The organism is Pseudomonas sp. E1BtOHC1, assembly GCF_058744285.1.
The window spans coordinates 6,821,116-6,846,497 of sequence record NZ_CP196023.1; the positions used below are offsets into that span (position 1 = coordinate 6,821,116).

Sequence of the window (25,382 nt, forward strand, 5' to 3'; positions counted from 1 at the left end):
TAATTGGACGTAACAAAAGCCGGGGCTAAAGGTAACGAAGCCCCGGTTTTTTTTGGCCTGAAAAACACCGCCTGGCACGCCTAACCCCTTGTTTTACTGGGGATCACAAAAGTTGGCACGGCACCTGCTATATGTTTGGTACAAGAACAATAACAAGCAATGCACAAGACAATAAAAATAAGACGAATCGACTCACGCATAATAAAAACAACACGGCGGAGGCGCAGCTAACTGATTCTTTTGGAGAGGCGTTGTATTTGGGGCTTGCCCCACAACCAGGCCGAGAACAACAAAAACTGCCCTAAGGCAGAGCCTGAACTGGTTGGATCGAAAGGTCATTGCAACTCAGCGATCAAAGCAATCCGTTTGCTCTTGGCTCCCGATTGGGAGGGTCACTCTGGGTAATCCAAGTGACAAGGGCGTTTAACAAAAACAAGAAGCCCGAAACCAATAATAAAAATAGAGCACGCAACTATTCTGGGGGAGCTTCGGCTCCCCTTGTGGTTTCCAGAGTTCGCATTTTTCCTCATAAAACCCACGCCAGCCCCGCTAGATCGCACCTTTGCGCAGACCTGCACAAGTCGCGGCAGCTTCCTACACCATCCTTCGACTAAATGCTAGAATCCCCGCCCATCATGCGGTCATTCTTCGTTTTGGCCGAACATTCCTTCAAACAGTGCATCCCATGCTGAAGAAGCTGTTCCAGTCATTCCGTTCTCCCTTGCGTCGTACGCAACATAAACGCAGCACCCCTGAAGTGCTCAATAGCAGCCAGCATTCGCTGCAACGTGCCCAGTTCAGCCGGTATGCGGTAAATATCGTCGAACGCCTGCAGAACGCCGGCTACCAGGCTTATCTGGTAGGCGGCTGCGTGCGCGACATGCTGCTCAATATCACCCCCAAGGATTTCGACGTCGCCACCAGCGCCACACCGGAGCAGGTCAAGGCCGAGTTTCGTAACGCACGGATCATTGGCCGACGTTTCAAACTGGTGCATATCCACTTCGGTCGCGAAATCATCGAGGTTGCGACTTTCCGCGCCAATCACCCGCAGAACGACGACGAGGAAGACAGCAATCAATCCTCCCGTAATGAAAGCGGGCGAATCCTGCGGGATAACGTCTATGGCACCCTGGAAGAAGACGCGCAACGCCGCGACTTCACCATCAATGCCCTGTACTACGATCCGGTCAGCGAACGCATCCTCGATTACGCCAATGGCGTACACGACATTCGCAACAATTTGATCCGCCTCATCGGCGACCCTCGGCAGCGTTACCAGGAAGACCCGGTGCGGATGCTGCGGGCCGTCCGATTCGCGGCGAAACTCAACTTCGGTATCGAAAAACACACCGCAACGCCAATCCGCGAACTGGCCCCCATGCTGCGAGAGATCCCTTCCGCACGCCTGTTCGAAGAAGTGCTCAAGCTGTTCCTCTCCGGCTACGCAGCCGACACCTTCGAAATGCTGGTGGACCTGCAACTCTTCGATCCGTTGTTCCCGGCCAGCGCCGAAGCCCTGGAATACAATCCGACCTACACCCATACGCTGATCAGCGAAGCCTTGATCAACACCGACTTGCGGATCAAGCAGAACAAGCCTGTGACGCCGGCCTTCCTTTTCGCAGCCCTACTCTGGCCAGCCCTGCCCGCCCGGGTCCTGCGCCTGCAGGAACGCGGCATGCCGCCAATCCCGGCCATGCAGGAAGCTGCCCACGAACTGATCGCCGAACAGTGCCAGCGCATCGCCATTCCCAAGCGCTTCACCATGCCGATCCGCGAGATCTGGGACATGCAGGAGCGACTGCCACGGCGCAGCGGCAAGCGCGCCGACCAGTTGCTGGACAACCCACGCTTCCGTGCCGGCTACGACTTCCTGCTGCTGCGTGAAAGCGCAGGCGAGCAGACCGACGGCCTGGGTGAATGGTGGACCGACTACCAGGACGCCAATGACTCCGAACGCCGCGACATGATCCGCGATCTGAGCGGCAAGGAAGACGCCAGCGGCGCGCCACGCAAGCGTCGGCGCAGCAGCGGTGCCAAACGCAAGCGTGCAGGCGGCTCCAGCGCTTCAGGCGAGTAATGGATGGAACGTATCTACATTGGCATGGGCAGCAATCTGGCTGCCCCTGAAGAACAACTGCGCAGCGCACTCGAGGCCTTGGCGCAGTTGCCCGCAAGCCACTTCCATGGCGTGTCGGCCTTCTATCAAAGCGACTCCCTGCTTCCCGGCCAACCACGCTACACCAATGCCGTGGCGGCATTGGATAGTGATCTGGAACCCTTGGCACTGCTTGATGCACTGCAGGCCATCGAAAACCAGCAAGGCCGAGAGCGCAATGAACGCTGGGGCCCCCGCACCCTGGACCTGGACATCCTCCTGTTCGGCGACCGCCTGATCGACGAGCCGCGCCTCAAAGTCCCTCATTACCACATGCAGGCCCGCCCCTTTGTCCTCTACCCCCTGGCGGAACTAGCCCCTGCCGAATTGAGACTGGCCGACGGACGCACCCTGCAGGAACTGCTCGTTGCCTGTCCATTTGTCGGCCTGGAACGTCTGAAATAACCGCTGAAACGCATCAGTAACGGCGGTAACACTCCCGACGTAACAAGGCGGTAACACATCTAATTGACTTCCCGAGTCCTCATCACGACTATAGGCGTCCCGTTGCCGCCATCCCGGCGTTAAAGGGCGCAATTCAAGCGAGGCTTGTTCGCGGCGACCCCAGGAAACGCTAGGCCAAGGCGCTTGTACAACGGCGGTGGCACCCGCTGGTGCACAGCCTCTTCTGGGCACAGAATAATGCGTCCAGCGCCACCAGCGCGAATCCCGGTACTGCTTTCAAACCGCTTGGAACCAGGCTGTATAAGCACGACAAAAGACCGTGCGCCTGAATAACGAAGAATCACGCGCGTTACTCGCAGTAGTTTCCAAAGCGCCTGAAATGAGGACCCCTTTTCATGCCAGACATCACTCTGACTACCCTGCAAAGCCTCAAGCAGAAAGGTGAGAAGATCACCATGCTGACCTGCTATGACGCCACCTTCGCCCACACCTGCTGTGAAGCCGGCGTCGAAGTCCTGCTGGTAGGCGACTCCCTGGGCATGGTCTTGCAAGGGCACGACAGCACACTGCCCGTGAGCAACGCCGATATGGCCTACCACGTCGCGGCGGTCAAACGCGGCAACAACGGTGCATTGATCCTCGCCGACCTGCCCTTCATGTCCTATGCCACCACCGAACAGGCCCTGAGCAGCTCGGCCCAGCTGATGCAGGCCGGCGCGCACATGGTCAAGATCGAAGGTGCCGCCTGGCTGGCCGAATCGGTTCGCCAGTTGAACGAACGCGGCGTCCCGGTCTGCGTACACATGGGGCTGACCCCACAAACAGTGAATGTCCTGGGCGGCTACAAGGTCCAGGGGCGTAACGAGAGCCAGGCGCGGCAGATGCGTGCCGATGCCATTGCCCTGGAGCAGGCCGGTGCCGCCATGTTGCTGCTCGAGTGCGTCCCCAGTGAGCTGGCGGCGGAAATCACTCAGGCCGTGAAGATCCCGGTAATCGGCATCGGTGCCGGCAGCGCCACCGACGGCCAGGTTCTGGTGATCCACGACATGCTGGGCCTGTCCCTGAGCGGTCGCTCGCCCAAGTTCGTGAAGAACTTCATGGCCGGCAAAGACAGCATCCAGGCGGCGTTGAGCGCCTATGTCGAAGCAGTCAAGGCCGTTACCTTCCCAGGCGCCGAACACGGGTTCTCTGCATGAATACAGTTAAAACCGTGCGCGAATTGCGCGCTGCGGTCGCCCGCGCCCGCAGCGAAGGCAAGCGGATTGGCTTCGTGCCCACCATGGGCAACCTGCACAGCGGTCACGCCGCCCTGGTGGCCAAGGCCGCCCAACGAGTGGACTTCGTGGTTGCCAGCATCTTCGTCAACCCGCTGCAGTTTGGCGCCGGCGAAGACCTGGACAAATATCCGCGCACCCTGGCCGCCGACCAGGAAAAACTGCTCGAAGCCGGCTGCCAGCTGCTGTTCGCGCCCAGTGTCGAAGAGATGTACCCCGACGGCATGGCCGGACAGACCCGGGTCAGCGTGCCACAGCTGTCCGAAGGCCTGTGCGGCGCCAGCCGTCCCGGGCATTTCGAAGGCGTGGCCACGGTGGTCAGCAAGCTGTTCAACATGGTCCAGCCTGACCTAGCGGTCTTCGGTCAGAAGGACTATCAGCAGTTGGCGGTCATTCGTGCCCTGGTACATGACCTGAACATGCCGATCCAGATCATCGGCGAGCCAACGGTGCGAGCCGCCGACGGCCTGGCCCTGTCCTCGCGCAATGGCTACCTGAGTGCAGAACAACGTGCCATCGCCCCAGTGCTATACCGCAGCCTCAGCCAGATCGCCCAGGCCATTCGGGACGGCGAGCGTGACTATCCGACGCTACTGGCCGAGCACCAGCAGCAGCTCGAAGCGGCCGGCCTGCGCCGGGATTACCTGGAAATTCGTCATGGGCAGAACCTGCGTCCTGCCACTGCCGAAGACCGCGACCTGGTGATTCTGGTGGCGGCTTATCTGGGCGCTACACGCTTGATCGACAACCTGCATCTGGACCTTGATACGCCGGCATGAACGCCTGATTGCCCGAATGCCAACCTTCGGGCAAACTGCCGCCGGCTGGGGCCTGCAGCTAATACTGCAGGTCCTGTTCGAGGATCCGACCCAGGAATTTCCCATGCGTGCCATCTTGCCGATCGGCTCAGTTTCAAACCTCGCAGACTGTAGATGTCCCCGGCAACGAGCGGAACCATAACGCCATGGGGTCCCCGTTGAGGTCACCCGAGTCCAACCCCGTTTATTCCCGCTGAAAGCCCCCCATGCAGCCCTGATTGGCCCCGCCAGTACAAAATAGTACCGGCCACAAGTCGGACAAAGCCAAGACAGAACAGCACGCTGGGGTTACTGTTATCGCCCTGGGAGATTAATCGAATCAGCACAGGGCTGAACGAACGAGGTCCTTGAGACCGCGCAGGACGTTCCGGGCTTCTCAGTGTCCAAAAGGCAGTTCAAGCAAAAGGAAAACCGCAGCGATGGCGTACTACCGCACTCCTCACGACGTTACCGCTCTGCCCGCCTGGCAAGCGTTGAAAGAACACCGCCAAGCCATGCAGGATTTCAGCATGCGCGAAGCCTTCAATGCCGATCCTCAGCGCTTCAGCCAATTTACCCTGAGCAGCTGCGGACTCTTTCTCGACTACTCGAAGAACCTGATCACCAGCCAGACCCGCGAACTGCTGGTGAATCTGGCCAAGGAAGTCGGTCTGGCCGATGCCATCAAGTCCATGGTTACCGGTGAGCTGGTCAACGCCTCCGAAGGCCGCCCGGCACTGCACACTGCGCTGCGCCGCCCAGTGGGCGACAAGCTGTCGGTCAATGGCGTCAACGTGATGCCCGAAGTACACAAGGTACTGAACCAGATCACCGAACTGGTAGGACGCATCCACGACGGCCTGTGGCGCGGCTACACCGAGAAGCCCATCACTGACGTGGTCAACATCGGTATCGGCGGCTCCTTCCTCGGCCCTGAACTGGTATCCGAAGCGCTGTTGTCCTACGCCCAGAAAGGCGTGCGCTGCCACTACCTGGCCAACATCGACGGCAGCGAGTTCCATGAGCTTTCGGCGAAGATTCGTGCAGAAACCACACTGTTCATTGTCTCTTCGAAGTCCTTCAACACCCTCGAAACCCTGAAGAACGCCCAGGCGGCGCGGGCCTGGTACCTGGCCCAGGGCGGCTCCGAAGCCGAGTTGCATCGCCACTTCATCGCCGTGTCGAGCAACAATGCGGCGGCAGTGGCCTTCGGTATTCGTGAAGAGAACATCTTCCCGATGTGGGACTGGGTTGGCGGTCGCTACTCGCTGTGGTCCGCCATCGGCCTGCCGATCGCCCTGGCCATCGGCATGTCCAACTTCAAGGAACTGCTGTCCGGTGCCTACACCATGGACCAGCACTTCCAGAGTGCACCGTTCGAACAGAACATGCCGGTACTGCTGGCCCTACTGGGTGTGTGGTACGGCAACTTCTGGGGCGCGCAAAGCCACGCGATCCTGCCGTACGACCACTACCTGCGCAACATCACCAAGCACTTGCAGCAATTGGACATGGAATCCAACGGCAAGAGTGTGCGCCAGGACGGTACTCCGGTAGCGACCGATACCGGCCCGGTGATCTGGGGCGGCGTAGGCTGCAACGGTCAGCACGCCTATCACCAGTTGCTGCACCAGGGCACCCAGCTGATTCCGGCCGACTTCATCGTGCCGATCGTCAGCTTCAACCCGGTGGCCGACCACCACCAGTGGCTGTACGCTAACTGCCTGTCCCAGAGCCAGGCGCTGATGCTGGGCAAGACCCGCGCCGAAGCCGAGAGCGAGCTGCGGGACAAAGGCCTGAGCGAAGCCGAAGTGGCGAAACTCGCGCCGCACAAGGTGATTCCCGGCAACCGTCCGAGCAACACCCTGGTGGTGGAGCGCATCAGCCCGCGGCGCCTGGGCGCCCTGGTAGCCCTGTACGAACACAAGGTCTTCGTGCAAAGCGTGGTCTGGGGTATCAACGCCTTCGACCAATGGGGCGTGGAACTGGGCAAAGAGCTGGGCAAGGGCGTCTACAACCGCCTGGTCGGCAGCGACGAGACCCTGGCTGACGACGCATCGACCCAAGGCTTGATCAACTACTTCCGCGGCCGTCACCGCGGCTGATCAACCTTCTCTCCTCCGGGAGCCGGTGCGCCGGCTCCCGTCTGGGCCCCGGCCCTCCCCCCTTGAACCTTCCTGACACTTGTGCGCACCCTTATGACTTGTCGCAAAACAAGAATAAGGAACCGTCATGTTCGATATCAGCACTTTTCCGAAAGCCGATGCCGTCCGCCGGGCGGCGCAAATGAGTCAGGACGACTACCACCACCTCTACCGCCAATCCATTGAGCAACCAGATGTGTTCTGGGCCGAGCAGGCCAAGCGTTTCCTGCACTGGAGCAGCCCCTGGGACAGCGTGCACAGCCACGATATCCGCACCGGTGAAGCCAGCTGGTTCCGCGGAGGCCAGCTCAACGTCAGCTACAACTGCATCGATCGTCATCTGGAAAAGCGCGGTGATCAGGCCGCGATCATCTGGGAGGGCGACAATCCTGCCGACTCCCGTTCCATCACCTACAAAGAACTTCACGGGCATGTCTGCCGCCTGGCCAACGTGCTGAAAAGCCGTGGCGTGAAAAAAGGCGACCGGGTGTGTATCTACATGCCGATGATTCCCGAAGTGGCCTACGCCATGCTCGCCTGCACCCGGATCGGTGCCGTGCATTCGGTGGTGTTCGGCGGCTTCTCCCCGGAGGCCCTGCGCGACCGGATTCTCAACGCCGACTGCCGCACCCTGATCACCGCCGACGAAGGCGTGCGCGGTGGCAAACAGATTCCCCTCAAGAGCAACGTCGACAAGGCCCTGCTCAGTTGCCCCGACGTCAGCAGCGTGGTGGTGGTCGAGCGCACCGGCAACCCCGTGAACTGGGTAGAGGGCCGCGACATTTCCTACCAGCAGGCCGTGGCCGCGGCCAGCGACCTGTGCGCCCCCGTGCCGATGGACGCCGAAGACCCACTGTTCATCCTCTATACCTCCGGCAGCACCGGCAAACCCAAAGGCGTACTGCACACTACTGGCGGTTATCTGCTGCAGGCCGCCATGACCTTCAAGTACGTGCTGGACTACCGCGACGGCGAGGTCTTCTGGTGCACCGCCGACGTCGGCTGGGTCACCGGCCACAGCTACATCCTCTACGGTCCCCTGGCCAACGGCGCCACCACACTGATCTTCGAAGGCGTGCCCAACTACCCCAGCACCTCGCGTTTCTGGGAGGTGGTGGATAAGCATCAGGTGAACATCTTCTACACCGCCCCCACCGCCCTGCGGGCCCTGATGCGCGAAGGCAACGACCCGGTACAACGCACCTCCCGCAGCAGCCTGCGTCTCTTGGGCAGTGTTGGCGAGCCGATCAACCCGGAAGCCTGGGAGTGGTATTTCAATGTAGTGGGCGAGCAACGCTGCCCGATCGTCGATACGTGGTGGCAGACCGAAACCGGCGGCATCATGCTCAGCCCCCTGGTCAGCGCCCAGCAGATCAAACCCGGCTGCGCCTCAACCCCGATGTTCGGCGTACAACCTGTGCTACTGGACGACCAGGGCAAGGAAATTCAAGGTACCGGCAGCGGCATCCTGGCCATCAAGGCCAGTTGGCCGGCGCAGATACGCAGCGTCTACGGCGATCCCAAGCGCATGGTCGAAACCTACTTCGCGCCCTATCCCGGCTACTACTTCACCGGTGACGGCGCGCGTCGGGACGAGGACGGCAGCTATTGGATCACCGGGCGCATCGATGATGTGATCAACGTCTCCGGGCACCGCATCGGCACTGCCGAAGTGGAAAGCGCGCTGGTGCTCCACGACGGCATCGCCGAAGCGGCGGTGGTGGGCTACCCCCATGACCTCAAGGGCCAGGGGATCTATGCCTTTGTCACGCCGATGCAAGGCATCGAACCCGACGAGGAACTGAAAAAGGAACTGCTGGCCCTGGTCAGCCGTGAAATCGGCAGCTTTGCCAAACCGGAGCTGATCCAGTGGGCTGCGGCCCTGCCGAAAACTCGCTCGGGCAAGATCATGCGGCGTATCCTGCGCAAGATCGCCTGCAACGAACTGGATACCTTGGGGGACACTTCGACCCTGGCGGACCCCAGTGTGGTGGACGGGCTGATCGCCAAGCGCCTGAACGCTTGAAACCGGCGCGGCCATGGCCGCGCCTTTTTTCACTACCCGCACCGAGCTGTCATGGAATTCATTCGCAGCCGTATCGAAAGCCAGGTCATGAGCTTGTCAGGCCTCTCCCTGGGGCAACTCGACCTGGAGCATCCCAAGGGCGACCCCGGCCTGTTCGGGCCGGGCTCGATCAGTTGGCAGGTACATGCCGACTTCAGCAGCATGCTGATCGGTGGCATCAGTGCCTTGCTGATGCAAGCCCTGCACCCCCTGGCTCTGGCCGGGGTCTGGGACCACTCGAACTTTCGCCAGGACATGATCGGCCGCCTGCGCCGCACCGGACAGTTCATTTCCGGCACCACCTTCGGCTCCCGTCAGGACGCCGAGTGGCTGATCGACAAAGTACGCACTATTCACCTGCATATAGTGGGCACCGCCCCTGATGGCCGTCGTTATGCCGCCAGCGATCCGGAACTGTTGACCTGGGTGCATGTGGCGGAAGTCAGCAGTTTTCTCGCCGCTCACCTGCGCTACCTCAACCCTCGTCTGTCAGGGGCGGACCAGGACCGCTACTACGACGAGATTGCTCTGATCGCCGAACGTCTCGGCGCCCGGGATGTACCCCGCTCGCGGCGGGCGGTGGCCGACTACCTGCAGGCTATGCGTCCCCAACTGCTGTGCGACGAGCGCAGTCGGGAGGTTCTGCGTCTGCTACAGGCGGCTCCCGCCCCCAGTCGCCTGGCCAAGCCCTTTGGCTCATTGATGATGCAGGCCGGTATCGACCTGCTGCCGGACTGGGCCAGCGCCATGCTCGACGTCAATCAGAACCCGCTGCAACGTCAGCTGATTCGAGCCAGCGTCAAACGCAGTACACCGATGCTGCGCTGGGCGGTGCGGGACAGTTCAGTGCATCGGGCGAAACGACGCATGGGTCTGTAGAAGCCGACCGCTCATGCACAACACGACCGGCCGGTTCGCGATTGGCCGGTCTCCCGGGTTGTGTGCAACCATGATTTTCCGCACTGCAAACGCCTGCGCGGGCCATTTCACGAGCCCCACGCGTCGCAGCTCCCCGCCACCGAACATAAGGATTCGATCATGCAAGACGTCGTCATCGTTGCCGCCACTCGTACCGCCGTAGGCAGTTTCCAGGGCTCCCTGGCGGGCATTCCCGCCGTTGACCTGGGCGCCGCCGTGATCCGCCAACTGCTGGCCCAGACCGGCATCGACCCGGCCCAGGTCGACGAAGTGATCATGGGCCAGGTGCTCACCGCCGGCGCCGGGCAGAACCCCGCCCGCCAGGCCGCGATCAAGGCCGGTCTGCCCCACGCCGTGCCCGCCATGACCCTGAACAAGGTCTGCGGCTCGGGCCTCAAGGCCCTGCACCTGGGCGCCCAGGCCATTCGCTGCGGCGATGCCGAAGTGATCATCGCCGGTGGCCAGGAAAACATGAGCCTGTCCAACTACGTACTGCCCGGCGCCCGCACCGGCCTGCGCATGGGCCACAGCCAGATGATCGACTCCATGATCAGCGACGGCCTGTGGGACGCTTTCAACGACTACCACATGGGCATCACCGCCGAGAACCTGGTGGACAAGTACGGCATAAGCCGTGAAGCCCAGGACGCCTTCGCCGCCGCTTCCCAACAGAAGGCCGCAGCGGCCATCGAGGCCGGGCGCTTTGTCGACGAGATCACCCCGATCCAGATTCCCCAGCGCAAGGGCGAGCCGCTGACCTTCGCCACCGACGAGCAGCCACGCCCCGGCACCACCGCCGAAGCCCTGGCCAAGCTCAAGCCCGCGTTCAAGAAAGACGGCACTGTCACCGCCGGCAACGCCTCGGCGCTGAACGACGGCGCTGCCGCGGTGATGCTGATGAGCGCCAGCAAGGCCCGGGCCCTGGGCCTGCCGGTCCTGGCCAGAATCGCCGCCTACGCCAACGCCGGGGTTGACCCGGCGATCATGGGCATCGGCCCGGTCTCCGCCACCCGTCGCTGCCTGGACAAGGCCGGCTGGACCCTGGACCAACTGGACCTGATCGAAGCCAATGAAGCCTTCGCCGCACAATCCCTGTCCGTGGCCAAGGAGCTGGAATGGGACGCGAGCAAGGTCAACGTCAACGGTGGCGCCATTGCCATCGGCCACCCGATCGGCGCGTCGGGCTGCCGGGTGCTGGTGACCCTGCTGCATGAAATGCTCAAGCGCGATGCCAAGAAAGGTCTGGCGACCCTGTGCATCGGCGGCGGTCAGGGCGTGGCATTGGCCATCGAGCGCTAACCGGCGCGGACCACCCCCGCAACAACCGCCCCCTGTAGGAGCTGGCTTGCCAGCGAAGGCACCCGTGAGGCCGCTTTCGCCAGCAAGCTGGCTCCTACAACTGGCGGGACGCTGGTAAACTGCGGCGCCTTATTCCTCTTCTCCAAGGCGCCCTGCATGTCTTCCTTGAATCAGGCGCTGCGCGCCGCCCTCGATCACCGTCAAGACCTGCTCGCCGAACTGCACCAGCAAGGTACCGACTGCTATCGCCTGTTCCACGGCAGCCAGGAAGGTGCCGGTGGCCTGACCGTCGACCGTTATGGGCCGCAACTGCTGGTACAGAGCTTTCACCAGACGCTGGAACGCGATGCCCTGCTGCAACTGCACGAGACCATCAATCAACAGCTGAACCTGTCGACGCTGCTGGTCTACAACGATCGCTCCCGAGGCAACTCGCGTATCGACCGTGAAGACTCGGTGTACCGCGCCGAGGACAGCGCCCTGGCGGATCTGGTCGGCCACGAATGGGGACTGAATTATCGAGTCCGTGGCCGTCATGCCGGGCAAGACCCGTTGCTGTTTCTCGACCTGCGCAACGCTCGCGGCTGGGTCAAGCAGCACAGTGCCGGGAAAAGCGTGCTCAATCTTTTTGCCTATACCTGTGGCGTCGGCCTCAGCGCTGCAGCCGGAGGCGCCCGGGAGGTCTGCAACCTGGACTTCGCCGAAGGCAATCTGGCGGTAGGTCGGGAAAACGGCCAACTCAACCCGCAGCTACCCGGCATGCAGTTCGTGCAGTCGGACTACTTCCCAGCGATCCGCCAACTGGCGGGCCTGCCCATCAGTCAGCGACGCGGACAGAAGCTCCCCAGCTACCCACGTCTTGAACAACGCCAATACGATCTGGTCCTGCTGGACCCTCCTGCTTGGGCCAAGAGTGCCTTCGGCACCGTCGACCTGCTGCGTGATTACCAGAGCCTGCTGAAGCCGGCACTGCTGGCCACCGCCGAAGAGGGTGTGCTGATCTGCTGTAACAACCTGGCCAAGGTGTCGTTGCAGGACTGGCGAGAGCAAGTGTTGCGCTGTGCCGAGAAAGCCGGGCGGCCTGTGCGCGATTGCCAGGTCCTTCCCCCTGCTGCGGACTTCCCTTCCCAGGACGGACAACCGCCGCTGAAAACACTGATCCTGCAACTTTGATCAAGGGCAAAAAATCTGAACAATCCTGAAGACTGTGATGGTTTCGGAACCGTAAACGCGTGCCATACTCCAAGGCACTTCCGATTCAGATAGATGAAGCCTCGCATGACCAAAGGATTGATTCGCGCTCTCTGCGCCTTGTTGACCGCTCTCGCCCTTTACAGTCTGCTGGGCTTTCTGATTTTGCCGGGCATTGCCTTGCGGGTGGCCAACCAGCAACTGGCCAACTACGCCACGACTCCGGCTCATATTCAGCGTATCGAACTCAACCCCTTCAGCCTGGAACTGACCCTCTGGGGCCTGAGCATCGGCGAACCGGGCAAGGAGCAAATTGCCTTCGAGCGCCTTTACGCCAATCTGCAATTGGACAGTCTGTGGAAACGCGCCCTGCATCTGGCGGACGTCGAACTGGACCAGCCCAAGACCGAGATCCTCTTTGACAAGGAAGGCAAGCTCAACCTCCTGGCCCTGTTCAAGCTGCCTGCCAGCGAACCGACCCCGAGCGATCCCGACGCCAAGCCGTTTCCCGTTCGCATTGAACGCATCAAGCTGGCGGGCGGCTATCTGCACTTCAAGGACCTGCGCCCCAGCGAGCCCATCGAGTTTCTCTACAACAAACTCGACTTTGAATTGAAGAACCTCAGCACCCTGCCGGATGACAGCGCCGACATGACCCTGGTGGCCACCGGCCCGGAAGGCGGACAGATCGACTGGAGCGGCAACTTCAGCGTGACCCCGCTGACTTCCGAAGGCACCTTGAAAGTCACCGACGGCAAGATGAAAGCCTGGTGGCCCTATGTACGTGATGCCGTACCGCTGGTGCTGGAAGACGGCGTGGTAAACCTCAGCACCCACTATAAATTCAGCCTGACCAAGGAAACCGAACTGCTGCTGGACAATACCTCCATCAGCATTGCTCCATTTGCCATCAAGGCCCCGGACGGTCGCCCCCTGGCGCGTCTGGAGCGCCTGGATATCAGCGAAGCAATGGTGGACCTGGCCAAGCAGCACGTAATAGTCGGCAAGATCCGCAGCCAGAAGCTGGAGACCTGGGCCGCCCTTGAAGCCGATGGCCAACTGGACTGGCAAAAGCTCTTCGCCAGCCAACCCGCCAAGCCGGCCGCCAAGCCTCAGCCAGCCACAGCCGACACCCCCAAGGATCCCGCAGCCCCCGGCAAGCCCTGGCAGGTTCTGCTCAAGGACGTGGAGCTGCGCAACTATCAGGTGCACCTGGCCGACCGCCAGGCCAAACCGGCCGTGGCCCTGGATGTGGGCCCGCTGAACCTGGACCTGAAGAACTTCGACAGCCTCAACCAGTCGCCTTTCACCCTAAAGCTCGATACCGGCCTGGGTAAACAAGGCAAGGTCAGCGCCACCGGCGAGGTCAACCTCAACCCCATCACCGCCAAACTCAAGGTGCAGACCAAAGACATCGACCTGCGGGTCGCCCAGTCCTACATCAGCCCGTTCATTCGCCTGGAACTGCGTAGCGGCATGCTCGGCAGTGACCTGGCGGTGGACCTGAAGAAAGTCGAGCCGCTGACTTTCAGCATCACCGGCCGGGCCGAAGTGGATCAGTTGCACACCCTGGACACCCTCAAGACCCGCGACTTCGTAAAGTGGAAACAAGTGGTGGTGGAGGGCCTGAACTATCAGCACGGTGACAGCCTGACCATCAGCCGAGTCAACCTGATGCAGCCTTATGCGCGCTTCATCATCAACGATGACCGCACCACCAATATCGACGACTTGCTGATTCCACAACCCGCAGGTGGCAGCAGCAAATCCTCGGGCAAGCCCGCCCCAAGCTCCAGCAAGCCACTGGGTATTCACATTGGTGAAATCGCCATCAACGATGGTTCGGCCAACTTCGCCGACCTGAGCCTGACACCGAACTTCGCCACCGCAGTCCAGCAACTCAACGGGCATATCGGCACCATCGACAGCCGCCAGGCCAAGCCGGCGGAAGTGGACGTCAAGGGCAAGGTCGACCGTTATGCTCCAGTGACCATCAAGGGCAGCGTCAACCCCTTCGATCCAATGGCCGCACTGGATATCGCCACCAGCTTCAAGCGAGTGGAGCTGACCACCCTGACGCCCTATTCCGGCAAGTTCGCCGGTTTCCGTATTCGCAAGGGCCGACTCAACCTCGACTTGCACTACATGATCACCAAGGGCCAGCTCAAGGCCGAGAACAAACTGGTGGTCGAACAACTGCAACTGGGTGAAAAGGTCGACAGCCCGGACGCCGTGGACCTGCCGATCCGCCTGGCCGTGGCCCTGCTGAAAGACACCGACGGCAAGATTTCCATCGAGTTGCCGATTTCCGGCGACCTCAACAACCCGCAGTTCAGCGTAATGCCAATCGTCTGGCAGACCCTGCGCAATCTGGTGCTGCGAGCAGCCCAGGCACCCTTCAAGTTCATTGGCGGCCTGGTCACTGGCGGCGGTTCCGAAGACCTGAGCAATGTGTCCTTCGCCCCGGGCTCCAGCGAGTTGAGCAAGGAGTCCGAGTCGGCCCTCACCACCCTGGCCAAGGCCCTCAAGGAGCGTCCGACCCTGCGCCTGGAGATCGAAGGCACTAGCGCCCAGAGCAGCGACGGTCCACTGATCGCCGAACAGCGTCTGGAGCGTGAATACCAGTACAACTACTACAAGATCCTGCAACGGCGCGGCGACAAGGTTCCGGCCCAGGCATCCTTGCTGCAGGTTCCCGAGGGCGAGAAATCGCCATTGCTCGAAGGCATCTACCGCACCCGCCTGAAACAGCAACCTCCAGCCGAATGGGCCCAGCTCAGCCGCGACGAGCGCAGTGCCAAACTGCGTGAGGGGCTGATCAAGTTCTGGAGCGGCAGCGACGTGTTGCTGCGCCAACTGGGCCAGGAACGGGCCAGCAGTATCAAGGACTTCCTGGTGGACAAGGGCCAGTTGGCCGATGACCGGGTCTACTTCATTGATGCCAACCTCGGCCAGGCCGAAAGCGACGGCAAGGTGGTCACCCCGCTGCACCTGGACAGCGAGTAAGGCCCGCGCCGCCTTGAGCGGCGTACCCCCGCCTAATAGAACAGGCCCCGACACAATGTGCCGGGGCCTGTAATGATCACATCCTTGTGATCTTCCGCATGAACCCTTGAAAGAAGCGGCAGACGTATCACTTGGCTCGTCTACCGCACCCTCTCCCTGTCCAGGCGAGAAGCTTGGGGTCTTACTCGGCTTTCAGGCCGTCGGCAGAGACCGCTTTAACGCCTTTGATTTTCTTGGTGATTGCCACTGCAGTGGCTTTCTGCGACTCAGTAATGGCCACGGTGGACGACAGCGATACGACGCCCTTGTTGGTTTCAACCTTGATGTCGGTGCCAGGAATGCCTTTCTCGGTTACCAGATCGCTTTTCACTTTGGTGGTGATCCAGGTATCGGAGGTGGCCTCTTTGGCCTTGGTCACTTCACCGGCAGCCACAACCATAGGCGACTGGGTGCTTTGAGTGGTCTGCGCAAATGCTGCGTTGGCCATGGTCAGGGTCAGAGCGGTAGCAGTTGCAGCAGCAATAGCGAACTTCTTCATACGAGTAACTCCTGTTCTTTTAGAAAGCCTGCGCCGTGTCCTGGCAACAGGGTTATGAGGGATATTGCAGGTGCTGTGCCAAGTCTAGACACCATAAAATATCCATAAAAAACAATAACTTATAATAAAGCCGAAAAATCGACATCATGCAAAATGCATGACCGCCCAACAATCTGCATGCAAGTTGCGGCTTTTTCGATGCGGTCCATCAAGCCCGCTGCACAGCAGCCTGCCGAGACTTAGGCGTCGTCCGTAACGCAGCCCTTGGGCGCATAATCGGCCTCCACTGTGGTGGTGCACGTCCATCCGGAAGCTGGCGAACGGCTCAGTACCAGCGTCTTGTTCAACACCGGGCCCGGAGCATTGAGGAGGGTGCAGCCAATACTGCCTTCACCGGTGGCTGCCGTGCCCTCGGCATTCATTCGGCAGTTCGACGTCAGGGGCGTGCCACCGGCCAGGGCCAGAGTCGGATCGGTCCCCTGGTTGAGCAGGTCCTCGACATTGACCTTCAGCGCCGACGCCTCGGCCAGCGCGGCAATCATCTTGGCCCGCACCTGGTACTTGGCATACAGCGGCATCGCCACTGTGACGAGAATGCCAATGATGGCTACCACCACCAGCAATTCGATCAGGGTAAAAGCGGATTGATGTTTCATGGGCTGCCTCCTGGCAAGAATGCACCTTGGATAATCAGCAAGGCTTGAAGCATGCCCTGTGCCAGGGTCGCCCCCACGGAATTCAAGGGCTGCAGCGGTGATAGCCCATGGCCTTGAGCGCAAGGAGTCGCACAAACTGACAAATTCCGTCATCTCGTGACCCTATGCGGCAGGTGCCCGGCAGCTAGGCTTCAGGAAGCTCACCCCTGCATCAAGGATCGAACCATGGCGGTAAAAGCACCCGTTGCCAGCGTCTATCTGTGGCAAGGCACCGACGGCCAGGGCCACAAGATGGCCGGCGAGTTGAGCGCTGCAAACCCGGCGCTGATCCGAGCCCAATTGCGCAGGCAGGGCATCACTCCAACTCGGGTACGCCGCAAACCCAGGGTCTGGTTGCGACTGGGTCAGCGGGTCAGGGCCCGGGAGATCGCCCTGTTCACCCGGCAACTGGCAACCCTGATGCAGGCCGGCGTGCCCCTGCTGCAAGCCTTGGAAATCATTGCCGAGAGTTTCGTCCAGCCGTTGATGCGCCAACTGCTGGCCAGCCTCAAGCGCGACATCGAGGCCGGCTCCAGCCTGGCCACGGCGCTGCGCCGGCATCCGCGCCACTTTGACGAGCTGTACTGCAATCTGGTGGATGCCGGCGAACAGGCCGGAGCCCTGGATACCCTGTTGGAAAGGGTCGCCACCTACAGGGAAAAAAGCGAGAACCTCAAGGCCCGGGTAAAAAAGGCCATGGTCTACCCCCTGGCGGTGATCGGCGTGGCCATCCTGGTCAGCAGCATTCTATTGCTCAAGGTGGTTCCCCAATTCCAGAGCCTGTTCGCCGGGTTCAATGCCCAATTGCCGCTACTGACCCAATGGGTCATCGCCCTTTCCCACGTCATCCAGAGCCACGGCGGCTGGCTGCTCAGTGCCGGCCTGCTGATGGGGGGCGGGATCAGGCAGGCCTATCGGCGCTCAGCGCGCCTGCGGGACGCTGTGGATCAGGGACTGCTGCGCCTGCCCTTGGCCGGCCCCCTGCTGCACAAGTCCGCAGTGGCCCGCTACGCCCGCACACTCGCCACCACCTTCGCGGCTGGCGTGCCCCTGGTTCAGGCCCTGGATTCAGTGGCCGGAGCCAGTGGCAACAAGGTCTACAGGCAAGCGGTGGAGCGCATCCGCCAACAGGTGGCCAGTGGCATGCAACTGAACTTTGCCATGCGCGCCAGCGGCGTCTTCCCTACTATGGCGATCCAGATGACCGCCATCGGTGAAGAATCCGGAACGCTGGATCATCTGCTGGAAAAAGTCGCAGCGCATTATGAGGTCGAGGTGGACCACTTGGTCGACAGCCTGACCAGCCTCATGGAGCCGTTGATCATGGTCATCCTGGGCAGTATCGTCGGCGCCCTGGTGGTAGCCATGTACCTGCCCATCTTTCAACTCGGTACAGCGATCTGAACATGTCCTTGACTGAAGTCATGACCCTTTACCCCATGGCCTTCGTGACTGCCGCCCTGGTGCTGGGGCTACTCGTGGGCAGCTTTCTGAACGTGCTGGTGTGGCGTCTGCCGAAGATGCTTGAACGCGACTGGCGGGCTCAGGCCCACGAAGTGCTGGGACTGGCCCCCGAGCCTGTGACGGCGCCCTACAACCTGCTGCTGCCCCACTCCCAGTGCCCCCATTGCGCACAACCGATCCGGCCCTGGGAGAACATCCCCCTGCTCAGTTATCTGTGGCTGCGGGGCCGTTGTGCTCACTGCAGGACCGCCATCAGCCCGCGCTACCCGCTGACCGAACTGGCTTGCGGGCTGATCTCGGCGTTCGTCGCCTGGCACTTCGGTTTCGGCTGGCCCGCGGGCCTGCTGCTGATCCTCAGCTGGGGGCTGCTGGCCATGAGCCTGATCGACGCCGATCACCAACTGCTGCCGGACGTGCTGGTGTTGCCACTGCTGTGGTTGGGACTGATCGCCAACAGCTTCGGGCTGCTGGCGAGCCTGGAGGATGCCTTGTGGGGCGCAGTGCTCGGCTATCTGTGCCTGTGGTCGGTGTTCTGGCTGTTCAAACTGCTGACCGGCAAGGACGGCATGGGCCACGGCGACTTCAAGCTGTTGGCGATGCTTGGCGCCTGGGGCGGCTGGCAGATCCTGCCGCTGACCTTGCTCCTGTCTTCCCTGGTGGGAGCGATTCTCGGCACTGTCCTGTTGCGCCTGAACCGGGCCAAAACTTCGACGCCCATACCCTTCGGCCCCTTTCTGGCCATTGCCGGCTGGATTGCCTTGCTCTGGGGTGGTCAAATAACCGACTTCTATTTGCAGTTTGTCGGTTTCCAATGACTCGCTCCGTAAACACACCCTGGACCCTCGGCCTCACCGGCGGCATCGGCAGCGGCAAAAGCGCTGCCGCCCAGCACTTCATCGACCTGGGAGTGCATGTGATCGATGCCGATCACGCCGCTCGCTGGGTGGTGGAGCCCGGGCGCCCGGCCCTGGAACAGATTGCCCGGCACTTTGGTGACGGCGTGCTGCAGGCCGATGGCCAACTGGATCGTGCGGCCCTGCGCAAGCTGATCTTCGAAGTCCCCGAACAGCGACGCTGGCTGGAGGCGCTATTGCACCCGCTGATTGCCGAGGAGATCGTCAGCCATCTGGCCCGTGCCGAATCGCCCTATGCGATTCTGGTGTCGCCACTGCTGATCGAGTCAGGCCAGTCACGGATGACCCAACGGATTCTGGTGATCGATGTGCCGCAACAATTGCAGATCGAACGCACCTTGCAGCGCGACCAGATCAGCGAACAGCAGGTCCAGGCGATTCTTCAGGCCCAAGCCAGCCGTGAGGAGCGCCTGCGTCACGCCGACGATGTGCTGGTCAATGACCGCGATCAGGCCTGGTTGCGCAGTGAGGTCGAACGCCTGCATCACTTTTACCTAACTTTGCGTGGAGGCCAGTCATGAGCCAACCCCTGACCGTTGAATGCCCAACCTGTGGCGCCCCCGTGGAATGGACCGCGGCCAACACCAACCGGCCGTTCTGTTCCGACCGTTGCAAATTGATCGATCTGGGGGCCTGGGCTGCCGAGGAACACAAGATTCCAGTGAGCCCGGATGCCGAGGACGAACTGTTCTCGGAAGAACTGCCGCCCCGCGCTCACTGAGTGCTCGAACCGACGCCGATCAGGGCCGCATGAAGCTGTAGTCCTGATCGTCATCGAGGTTCTCCGCGAGGAACTGCAACTCGTCAGCCAGATCCTCGATGCTACGTACACTCTTGCTCTGCTGCACCACCGCACTGAGCAGCGCCCGCAGGCTCAACCCCGGTTCAAATCCTTCCTGCTGGGCACTGTGCAGACTGTCGCACACTTCCTGCCGAGCCCACTGATAGACACTCATGACCGCACTCCTGAGATTTTTGCCGAGCATGCAGCGCGGCCCCAGGCTCGGAGTTGATATGGATCAAGGGCGCGGGTCCTCATCCTTCCAGGGCGCAGAGAGGTAGCGGGTGCGATTGAAGGTTTCCAGCCATTCCGGGCAGAACACCACCAGGGCACTGATCACCATGCCGTTGATAAATGCCTCCGGAAAGATGATCAGCCAAAGGTAACCGACAAAATCCTCCAGCCATTCGGGCATGACAAAACGCCCGTCGAGCCACAAGAGCCCCAGGCCGCAAAGCAGGCAGAACAGCGCCGACAGGGCCGCCGCGAAGAACCCGGAGCAGAAGATATAGACGAAGGGGTTGCGCGGCTGGGCCCGTTCCACCAGCCAGGCACAGGCCTCGGTTACCGCCACCGGCAACAGGATCAGCAAAACGCCATTGACCCCCAGCGCCGCCAGGTCCTGCCGCCCCAGGGCCAGCAACCCCAGTTGCGCAATCAGGCCACCGACAATCGCCAGAGGCCAGTCCAGCAGTAAGGTCACCGCCGTCATGCCGATGAAGTGATAGGACACTCCTGTGTCGAAATCCCGGCGCACCAACCACAGCAGAAACAGCGCAAACACTGTTCCGAACAGTAAATGCTGACGGCGACTATCGGTGAACAGCTCGACCCAGGGCGCCCTCAGCACCGCCCAGATCACTACCGCCACATACAGCAGCCAGCCGATGCTCAGGCTTTCCGGTGACAGCAGCGCCGCGCTGATCATGGCCGGACTTTCTCCAGCGCGGCCTGCAGTTGCTCGACGGTAGCGAATTCCTGCCGAGACACCAATTGGCCATCCTGCAGTTGCAGCCACAGGACCTTGTCCTCGGCGGCAGGGTAACGAGAGGCCACACGCCCTTCGCGGTCGAGCATCACCCGGTAGGGATAGTCACGCATGGCCGGCACCGCGAACAGCTTGGCGATCAGCGCTGGCATGCGCTGGATATCCGCGACAAACACCCCGTGACGCGCCTGCAGATAATCCTTGGGCTTGTCCTTGAGCGCCCCGTTCACCACCTTGGCCGCGTCCATACCTCGCGCCACCAGAAGGATCTGCGCCTGGGAATCGAGGCTGTAGGCTTGATCGAACTGATCCAGCAAGGTCCAGGGTGCCAGACGCTCACCGACTTCAAGGGCCTGGGCCCACAAGGGCAACAGGCCCAGCAACAGAATTGACCAGCGCTTCACTGCACACTCCTTATCGAGGGGTAGGACGGCAAACAGTCTACACCGCCCCTTGGCAGCCTCCAGCAGGCACTGCCGGAGACCGGGTGCAGAGGTTTTTCGAGAAGCGTAGTTTTTAAGGTCATATTTGAGCGCTAAGCTTGGGGATATGGATGACTCAGATTTTTTGCGCCTGCTCACCATTCAGGCCGAACAAGCCAACGCGTTTCTGTCCAATGCCCGCAAATGGGAGCGTGAGCGTTGGGTCTGCCAGCGCCTGCTGCAAGGCCTGAATATTCCCTATCGCAACGACGAATTCAGCGCCGCTGGGCAGGAGCCGCCGGATGTGCTGTTTCGCGATGCCAGCTTCGAGGTGTTCTTCGTCCTTGATGAAGGCCGCCGACTCAATGATGAATGGCGCGACGAGCTGCAACGCCGGCGCAGCGCATTTTCCCTGAGCCAACTGGTACGGCGCGAAGCCAAGCCCAAGCGCATCCCGGCCAACGAACTGTTGCTGCGCCTGGCGCCGACCCTGCGCAAAAAGGCCCATAACTACAAGGAGCGGGGGATGGACCTGGGGGAGCTGGACATCATTGCCTTCGCCGCCCTCAAGCGCGAAGTGCTGGACCTGAACAGCCACTTCCCACCGCCCACCGAATACCTGCGCCAGGGCTGGCGGTCGCTGTCGCTGGTGGGACCGACCTTCGCCCGGGTGCTGTTCGCCCACCCGGATGCGCCGGAGTTTCTGCGCAGCAACCTGGGCCGCAGTATCGTTTTCGACGTCGGCATCAGTTTGTAAAGTCCGTCAATCCGCCTCCCGTGGGCATGGCGCAATATCCCGAGCAATGGTAAAAAAGCGCTCTTGCCTGCCAACGCCGGGACCTCGTCATCGAGCCCCCACGCGGCAGCGGCTATGCTCGGTAAATGCTCGATTGCATCGCGCTGTAACATTCCCCTGTGTTGCGACGTCTACCTGACGAGGCCCTTTATGAGCAGCCGCCTGAACCCCGACGACCAACGCCATGTCGAAGAATACCTGCAACTGCCCCAGCACCGAGTCGAGCGCCGGCCCTTTCGGCCGTGGATGCTCCTTGTGGTGGTGGTCGTGGTGACGGTCGCCCTGGGCCTGTTGAGCCGTTTTATCAGTTACCTGACGCTATGAGCTGCATCGCGCTCGCTCGGTTGACTGCACCGATTTCTTTTAGCCTTGCGAGATATCCCCATGACTCATCGTATTGTCATCGTTGGCGGCGGCGCCGGCGGCCTGGAGTTGGCGACCCGCCTGGGTAAGACTCTGGGCAAGCGCGGCACCGCCAGTGTGATGCTGGTGGACGCCAACCTGACCCATATCTGGAAACCCCTGCTGCATGAAGTGGCCGCCGGCTCACTGAACTCCTCTGAAGACGAACTCAACTACGTTGCCCAAGCAAAATGGAACCACTTCGAGTTCCAGCTGGGCCGTATGAGCGGGCTCGATCGTCAACAGAAAAAGATCCAACTGGCTGCCACCTATGACGAGGAAGGCACAGAACTGTTGCCGGCCCGTGAATTGGGCTACGACACCTTGGTGATCGCCGTGGGCAGTACCACCAACGACTTCGGCACCCAGGGTGCCGCCCAGCATTGCCTGTTCCTCGACACCCGCAAGCAGGCCGAGCGCTTTCACCAGCAACTGCTCAATCACTACCTGCGAGCCCACGCCGGGCAGACAGATGCCGTGGAACAGATCAGCGTAGCCATCGTCGGCGCCGGTGCCACCGGTGTGGAGTTGGCGGCGGAACTGCACAACGCCGCCCATGAGCTGGCCGCCTACGGTCTGGACCGGATCCTCCCGGAAAACATGCACATCACCCTGATCGAAGCTGGTCCACGGGTGCTGCCGGCCCTGCCCGAGCGCATCAGCGGGCCGGTGCACAAGACCCTGGAGAAACTCGGGGTCAAGGTGCTGACCAACGCGTCAGTCAGTGAAGTCACCGCCGACAGTCTGATCACCGCTGATGGCCAAACCATTCCCGCCAGCCTCAAGGTGTGGGCAGCAGGCATTCGCGCGCCGGGCTTCCTCAAGGACATCGACGGCCTGGAAACCAACCGAATCAACCAGCTCCAAGTACTGCCAACCCTGCAGACCACCCGTGACGAGAACATCTTCGCCTTCGGCGACTGCGCCGCCTGCCCGCAACCGGGCAGCGACCGTAATGTGCCGCCACGGGCCCAGGCTGCGCACCAGCAAGCCTCATTGCTGGCCAAGTCGCTGAAACTGCGCATCGAAGGCAAGGATCTGCCGACCTACAAGTACACCGACTACGGCTCGCTGATCTCCCTATCGCGCTTCTCGGCGGTGGGCAACCTGATGGGCAATCTCACCGGCAGTGTGATGCTCGAAGGCTGGCTGGCGAGGATGTTCTACATCTCGCTCTACCGCATGCACCAGATGGCCCTGTACGGGGTGTTCCGCACGGCGATGCTGATGCTCGGCAGCCGGATTGGACGAGGCACCGACCCACGCTTGAAGTTGCACTAAGCGCTTGAACGTACGCCCCGCTACGCAAGGTAGCGGGGCGCATGGGTGGGCTACAGGCACTCATCCAGAAAGCTCACCACCGTTCCCATACAGGCAACCCGCTCCTCGATATGAGGCATGTGGCTGGAGTTCTCGAACAGTGCCCAGCGGATGTCCGGAACGTTCTCCAGATAGGGCTTGACCACTGCTGGAGTCGCTTCGTCGTAACGTCCTGAGATCAGCAGACTCGGCACCTTGATCCGTGGCAGGCGCTCGACAATGCTCCAGTCCTGCAGGTTGCTCAGTAGAGGGAAGTTCTCAGCCCGCTGCGGCGCACCTTCCATCGCGGTAGCGCAACATCCCCTGGAAAAGATTCGCACCACCTCTTCCGGCCAAGGCCGAAGCCGGCAAACGTGCCGCTCAAAATATACTTGCGAGGCCTGCACATATTCGGCGCTATGGAGGGTTCCAGCCTGTTCGTGGCCAATCAGCGTCTGCAAGACCCCCTCTGGCAAAGCCTCACGCAAACCCAGGGTTTCAGCCTGCCAGGTCCGCATGTCGGCCGGAGCATTGGCAATGATCAGGGCACGCAGGCCCGCTGGGGCCAACGCGGCATGCTCGCTGGCCAGAGCCCCACCCCAGGAATGCCCGAGCAAGGCGTAATCCTCACTGATGCGCAGGTGATCCAGAAGATTGTTCAGCTCCTCCAGATACAACTCGACGCTCCAGAATGAAGAGGGCTTGCCCTCCAGGTGAGTGGAGAATCCACTGCCGAGGTGATCGAACTGAACGATTGCCCGGCCACTGGCAGCCACATCCCTGAAGGCATCCACAGTGTCATAAGTGCAGCCCGGGCCACCGTGCAGTATCACCAGGGGCGTCAGACCATTCCGCAGATCCCCCGTCACCCGATACCAGGTCTGCCAGGAGCCAAAGGAGGCATAACCTTCCTGTGGTGGTTTACTTGCTTTCATTGCGCATCACTCCCTGATGACGATCACCCTGTGTCTTTCAATCTTCGGCCTGCACCCAGCATCAGCGATAAGACAGGGCCACTTGTGCTCGCTTCAGTTTTCCAACAAACGATAGTGAACTGCTCGAACCACGGCCTGAACCCGATTCTTGGCGCCCAACTTGTGCATCGCCGAGGTCAGATGCAGGTTGATGGTGGCCACGGAACGCTGCAGGCGCTCAGCAATTTCGCCGGAGGTCATGCCCTCGGCCGCCCATTTCAGGCACTCGCGCTCACGCCTGGTCAGTTGAACCGGATAGCTGCGAATACTTTTACTGAGCTGCGGATAGAGGTGTTCCTGCAGCGCATGAGAAAGAAGTGTGAAATCCCTCAGGACCTGTTGCAGGTCATGCAAGGCCACCTGGGTACTGCCCGAGCGCAAACCGGTCAGGCTGGCGAAACCACCCCCAGGCAAGTGGATGGGAACGGTCATGCCATGGGACATCTGATGATGCTGCAGGTAACTCGATACCGGCGCGTGCTGCTGACCCATGGCCTGGCGCAAGACGGTTTCCGCCTCGGGCCTGTAGGACCAGATAAAGGGAGAGGTGCTGTCCAGAGCCACCTGCTGGACCGGGTCGATATGGTAATACCCCTCGTCGCACCAGAGCTCCAGCCAGTCCTTTGGGGTATTGCAGACCATTGCACTGGGAATGATCAGCTCGCCTTGCTGATCAAAGGGCACCGGACTGTAGTCGTAAACCAGGGCATCGAACCCCAGCGCCGAGGCCATGTCCATGGTCCCCGCCATTCGCTCATGCAATGAGTTTCCTGGCAAAAGGCGTGTGTTAACTTCCGCGAGCCTGCTTTGCATCCGTTCAGTTTCCTTACTGTCTGATCCTTAACAGCA

At 61.2% G+C, this 25,382-nt stretch carries 24 protein-coding genes; 17 read left to right on the top strand and 7 right to left on the bottom strand.

Annotation, left to right across the window (positions count from 1 at the left end; genetic code table 11):
* Positions 1 to 685 precede the first annotated feature (685 nt).
* The 10 genes from ACSSVC_RS30885 to ACSSVC_RS30930 all read left to right on the top strand — a co-directional run bounded on the left by ACSSVC_RS30885 (position 686) and on the right by ACSSVC_RS30930 (position 15,260).
* On the top strand, positions 686 to 2,083 hold the full coding sequence (locus ACSSVC_RS30885; protein WP_346636391.1) for a polynucleotide adenylyltransferase PcnB: 1,398 nt from the start codon (positions 686 to 688) through the stop codon (positions 2,081 to 2,083).
* A 3-nt stretch (positions 2,084 to 2,086) separates the two neighbouring features.
* Positions 2,087 to 2,566 carry a 2-amino-4-hydroxy-6-hydroxymethyldihydropteridine diphosphokinase gene (gene folK / locus ACSSVC_RS30890; RefSeq protein WP_346636392.1) on the top strand — a complete coding sequence of 160 codons (480 nt, stop codon included), beginning with the start codon at positions 2,087 to 2,089 and terminating at the stop codon, positions 2,564 to 2,566.
* Positions 2,567 to 2,961: 395 nt separating this feature from the next.
* Positions 2,962 to 3,762, top strand: coding sequence for a 3-methyl-2-oxobutanoate hydroxymethyltransferase (panB, locus tag ACSSVC_RS30895; protein WP_346636393.1), 801 nt, complete (start codon positions 2,962 to 2,964; stop codon positions 3,760 to 3,762).
* Positions 3,759 to 4,619 carry a pantoate--beta-alanine ligase gene (panC, locus tag ACSSVC_RS30900; RefSeq protein ID WP_404937686.1) on the top strand — a complete coding sequence of 287 codons (861 nt, stop codon included), beginning with the start codon at positions 3,759 to 3,761 and terminating at the stop codon, positions 4,617 to 4,619. Before panB ends, panC begins: the two co-directional genes overlap by 4 nt.
* Before the next feature lie 458 nt (positions 4,620 to 5,077).
* Positions 5,078 to 6,742 (top strand): glucose-6-phosphate isomerase, encoded by a 1,665-nt coding sequence (pgi, locus tag ACSSVC_RS30905; RefSeq protein ID WP_123725031.1) that lies wholly within the window; start codon positions 5,078 to 5,080, stop codon positions 6,740 to 6,742.
* A gap of 127 nt (positions 6,743 to 6,869) precedes the next feature.
* A complete protein-coding gene (acs, locus tag ACSSVC_RS30910; RefSeq protein ID WP_346636396.1) occupies positions 6,870 to 8,807 on the top strand; it encodes an acetate--CoA ligase in 1,938 nt (645 codons plus the stop codon).
* A gap of 51 nt (positions 8,808 to 8,858) precedes the next feature.
* Entirely contained in the window at positions 8,859 to 9,725 is an 867-nt protein-coding gene (locus tag ACSSVC_RS30915) for an oxygenase MpaB family protein (RefSeq protein ID WP_346636397.1), read from the top strand.
* A 159-nt stretch (positions 9,726 to 9,884) separates the two neighbouring features.
* Positions 9,885 to 11,063 (top strand): acetyl-CoA C-acetyltransferase, encoded by a 1,179-nt coding sequence (locus ACSSVC_RS30920; protein WP_492611836.1) that lies wholly within the window; start codon positions 9,885 to 9,887, stop codon positions 11,061 to 11,063.
* A 156-nt stretch (positions 11,064 to 11,219) separates the two neighbouring features.
* A complete protein-coding gene (locus ACSSVC_RS30925) occupies positions 11,220 to 12,236 on the top strand; it encodes a class I SAM-dependent rRNA methyltransferase (protein WP_492611837.1) in 1,017 nt (338 codons plus the stop codon).
* 105 nt (positions 12,237 to 12,341) lie between these two features.
* Entirely contained in the window at positions 12,342 to 15,260 is a 2,919-nt protein-coding gene (locus ACSSVC_RS30930; protein WP_446440440.1) for a DUF748 domain-containing protein, read from the top strand.
* A gap of 181 nt (positions 15,261 to 15,441) precedes the next feature.
* On the opposite strand, the gene ACSSVC_RS30935 is transcribed toward ACSSVC_RS30930, so the two are convergent.
* Both ACSSVC_RS30935 and ACSSVC_RS30940 read right to left on the bottom strand, forming a co-directional pair.
* Positions 15,442 to 15,798, bottom strand: a complete 357-nt coding sequence (locus tag ACSSVC_RS30935; RefSeq protein ID WP_346636016.1) for a BON domain-containing protein — start codon at positions 15,796 to 15,798, stop codon at positions 15,442 to 15,444.
* A gap of 239 nt (positions 15,799 to 16,037) precedes the next feature.
* The gene (locus ACSSVC_RS30940) at positions 16,038 to 16,454 is read right to left on the bottom strand and encodes a pilin (RefSeq protein WP_346636015.1); all 417 of its coding nucleotides are present in this window, start codon (positions 16,452 to 16,454) and stop codon (positions 16,038 to 16,040) included.
* Between the two features lie 225 nt (positions 16,455 to 16,679).
* On the opposite strand from ACSSVC_RS30940, the gene ACSSVC_RS30945 reads away from it, so the two are divergent.
* From ACSSVC_RS30945 to yacG, 4 genes are read left to right on the top strand one after another with little or no spacing between them, the layout of a single operon-like run.
* Positions 16,680 to 17,897, top strand: coding sequence for a type II secretion system F family protein (locus ACSSVC_RS30945; protein WP_492611838.1), 1,218 nt, complete (start codon positions 16,680 to 16,682; stop codon positions 17,895 to 17,897).
* A 2-nt stretch (positions 17,898 to 17,899) separates the two neighbouring features.
* Positions 17,900 to 18,772: a prepilin peptidase gene (locus ACSSVC_RS30950; RefSeq protein WP_492611839.1), complete on the top strand. Its 873-nt coding sequence runs from the start codon at positions 17,900 to 17,902 to the stop codon at positions 18,770 to 18,772.
* The gene (gene coaE, locus ACSSVC_RS30955) at positions 18,769 to 19,392 is read left to right on the top strand and encodes a dephospho-CoA kinase (RefSeq protein WP_346636012.1); all 624 of its coding nucleotides are present in this window, start codon (positions 18,769 to 18,771) and stop codon (positions 19,390 to 19,392) included. The genes ACSSVC_RS30950 and coaE overlap by 4 nt, the downstream gene beginning before the upstream one ends.
* The gene (gene yacG, locus ACSSVC_RS30960) at positions 19,389 to 19,592 is read left to right on the top strand and encodes a DNA gyrase inhibitor YacG (protein WP_060841142.1); all 204 of its coding nucleotides are present in this window, start codon (positions 19,389 to 19,391) and stop codon (positions 19,590 to 19,592) included. Before coaE ends, yacG begins: the two co-directional genes overlap by 4 nt.
* Positions 19,593 to 19,611: 19 nt before the next feature.
* On the opposite strand, the gene ACSSVC_RS30965 is transcribed toward yacG, so the two are convergent.
* From ACSSVC_RS30965 to ACSSVC_RS30975, 3 genes are all read right to left on the bottom strand, one after another.
* Positions 19,612 to 19,827, bottom strand: a complete 216-nt coding sequence (locus tag ACSSVC_RS30965) for a hypothetical protein (protein ID WP_346636011.1) — start codon at positions 19,825 to 19,827, stop codon at positions 19,612 to 19,614.
* Between the two features lie 63 nt (positions 19,828 to 19,890).
* Entirely contained in the window at positions 19,891 to 20,580 is a 690-nt protein-coding gene (locus ACSSVC_RS30970; protein ID WP_346636010.1) for an energy-coupling factor ABC transporter permease, read from the bottom strand.
* Entirely contained in the window at positions 20,577 to 21,044 is a 468-nt protein-coding gene (locus ACSSVC_RS30975) for an FAD/FMN-containing dehydrogenase (protein ID WP_346636009.1), read from the bottom strand. The genes ACSSVC_RS30970 and ACSSVC_RS30975 overlap by 4 nt, the downstream gene beginning before the upstream one ends.
* A gap of 145 nt (positions 21,045 to 21,189) precedes the next feature.
* Here ACSSVC_RS30975 and ACSSVC_RS30980 point away from each other — a divergent pair, with 145 nt between their 5' ends.
* From ACSSVC_RS30980 to ACSSVC_RS30990, 3 genes are all read left to right on the top strand, one after another.
* On the top strand, positions 21,190 to 21,819 hold the full coding sequence (locus tag ACSSVC_RS30980; protein ID WP_123724495.1) for a DUF1780 domain-containing protein: 630 nt from the start codon (positions 21,190 to 21,192) through the stop codon (positions 21,817 to 21,819).
* A 189-nt stretch (positions 21,820 to 22,008) separates the two neighbouring features.
* Positions 22,009 to 22,182: a DUF3094 family protein gene (locus ACSSVC_RS30985; RefSeq protein WP_043274580.1), complete on the top strand. Its 174-nt coding sequence runs from the start codon at positions 22,009 to 22,011 to the stop codon at positions 22,180 to 22,182.
* A 60-nt stretch (positions 22,183 to 22,242) separates the two neighbouring features.
* Positions 22,243 to 23,541: an NAD(P)/FAD-dependent oxidoreductase gene (locus ACSSVC_RS30990; protein WP_102865469.1), complete on the top strand. Its 1,299-nt coding sequence runs from the start codon at positions 22,243 to 22,245 to the stop codon at positions 23,539 to 23,541.
* Between the two features lie 50 nt (positions 23,542 to 23,591).
* Here the strand turns inward: ACSSVC_RS30990 and ACSSVC_RS30995 are convergent, their stop codons facing one another.
* Both ACSSVC_RS30995 and ACSSVC_RS31000 read right to left on the bottom strand, forming a co-directional pair.
* Entirely contained in the window at positions 23,592 to 24,494 is a 903-nt protein-coding gene (locus ACSSVC_RS30995; RefSeq protein ID WP_346636008.1) for a proline iminopeptidase-family hydrolase, read from the bottom strand.
* 93 nt (positions 24,495 to 24,587) lie between these two features.
* Positions 24,588 to 25,346: a LuxR family transcriptional regulator gene (locus ACSSVC_RS31000; RefSeq protein WP_346636007.1), complete on the bottom strand. Its 759-nt coding sequence runs from the start codon at positions 25,344 to 25,346 to the stop codon at positions 24,588 to 24,590.
* Positions 25,347 to 25,382: the final 36 nt, after the last annotated feature.

Coding starts and splice junctions, on each gene's coding strand:
- ACSSVC_RS31000 (WP_346636007.1), bottom strand. CDS start 25,346: ATGCAAAGCAGGCTCGCGGAAGTTAACACACGCCTTTTGCCAGGAAAC.
- pgi (WP_123725031.1), top strand. CDS start 5,078: ATGGCGTACTACCGCACTCCTCACGACGTTACCGCTCTGCCCGCCTGG.
- ACSSVC_RS30995 (WP_346636008.1), bottom strand. CDS start 24,494: ATGAAAGCAAGTAAACCACCACAGGAAGGTTATGCCTCCTTTGGCTCC.
- ACSSVC_RS30935 (WP_346636016.1), bottom strand. CDS start 15,798: ATGAAGAAGTTCGCTATTGCTGCTGCAACTGCTACCGCTCTGACCCTG.
- ACSSVC_RS30885 (WP_346636391.1), top strand. CDS start 686: ATGCTGAAGAAGCTGTTCCAGTCATTCCGTTCTCCCTTGCGTCGTACG.
- ACSSVC_RS30970 (WP_346636010.1), bottom strand. CDS start 20,580: ATGATCAGCGCGGCGCTGCTGTCACCGGAAAGCCTGAGCATCGGCTGG.
- ACSSVC_RS30965 (WP_346636011.1), bottom strand. CDS start 19,827: ATGAGTGTCTATCAGTGGGCTCGGCAGGAAGTGTGCGACAGTCTGCAC.
- ACSSVC_RS30915 (WP_346636397.1), top strand. CDS start 8,859: ATGGAATTCATTCGCAGCCGTATCGAAAGCCAGGTCATGAGCTTGTCA.
- ACSSVC_RS30985 (WP_043274580.1), top strand. CDS start 22,009: ATGAGCAGCCGCCTGAACCCCGACGACCAACGCCATGTCGAAGAATAC.
- coaE (WP_346636012.1), top strand. CDS start 18,769: ATGACTCGCTCCGTAAACACACCCTGGACCCTCGGCCTCACCGGCGGC.
- ACSSVC_RS30940 (WP_346636015.1), bottom strand. CDS start 16,454: ATGAAACATCAATCCGCTTTTACCCTGATCGAATTGCTGGTGGTGGTA.
- ACSSVC_RS30980 (WP_123724495.1), top strand. CDS start 21,190: ATGGATGACTCAGATTTTTTGCGCCTGCTCACCATTCAGGCCGAACAA.
- ACSSVC_RS30950 (WP_492611839.1), top strand. CDS start 17,900: ATGTCCTTGACTGAAGTCATGACCCTTTACCCCATGGCCTTCGTGACT.
- ACSSVC_RS30930 (WP_446440440.1), top strand. CDS start 12,342: ATGACCAAAGGATTGATTCGCGCTCTCTGCGCCTTGTTGACCGCTCTC.
- ACSSVC_RS30920 (WP_492611836.1), top strand. CDS start 9,885: ATGCAAGACGTCGTCATCGTTGCCGCCACTCGTACCGCCGTAGGCAGT.
- yacG (WP_060841142.1), top strand. CDS start 19,389: ATGAGCCAACCCCTGACCGTTGAATGCCCAACCTGTGGCGCCCCCGTG.
- folK (WP_346636392.1), top strand. CDS start 2,087: ATGGAACGTATCTACATTGGCATGGGCAGCAATCTGGCTGCCCCTGAA.
- acs (WP_346636396.1), top strand. CDS start 6,870: ATGTTCGATATCAGCACTTTTCCGAAAGCCGATGCCGTCCGCCGGGCG.
- ACSSVC_RS30990 (WP_102865469.1), top strand. CDS start 22,243: ATGACTCATCGTATTGTCATCGTTGGCGGCGGCGCCGGCGGCCTGGAG.
- ACSSVC_RS30925 (WP_492611837.1), top strand. CDS start 11,220: ATGTCTTCCTTGAATCAGGCGCTGCGCGCCGCCCTCGATCACCGTCAA.
- panB (WP_346636393.1), top strand. CDS start 2,962: ATGCCAGACATCACTCTGACTACCCTGCAAAGCCTCAAGCAGAAAGGT.
- panC (WP_404937686.1), top strand. CDS start 3,759: ATGAATACAGTTAAAACCGTGCGCGAATTGCGCGCTGCGGTCGCCCGC.
- ACSSVC_RS30945 (WP_492611838.1), top strand. CDS start 16,680: ATGGCGGTAAAAGCACCCGTTGCCAGCGTCTATCTGTGGCAAGGCACC.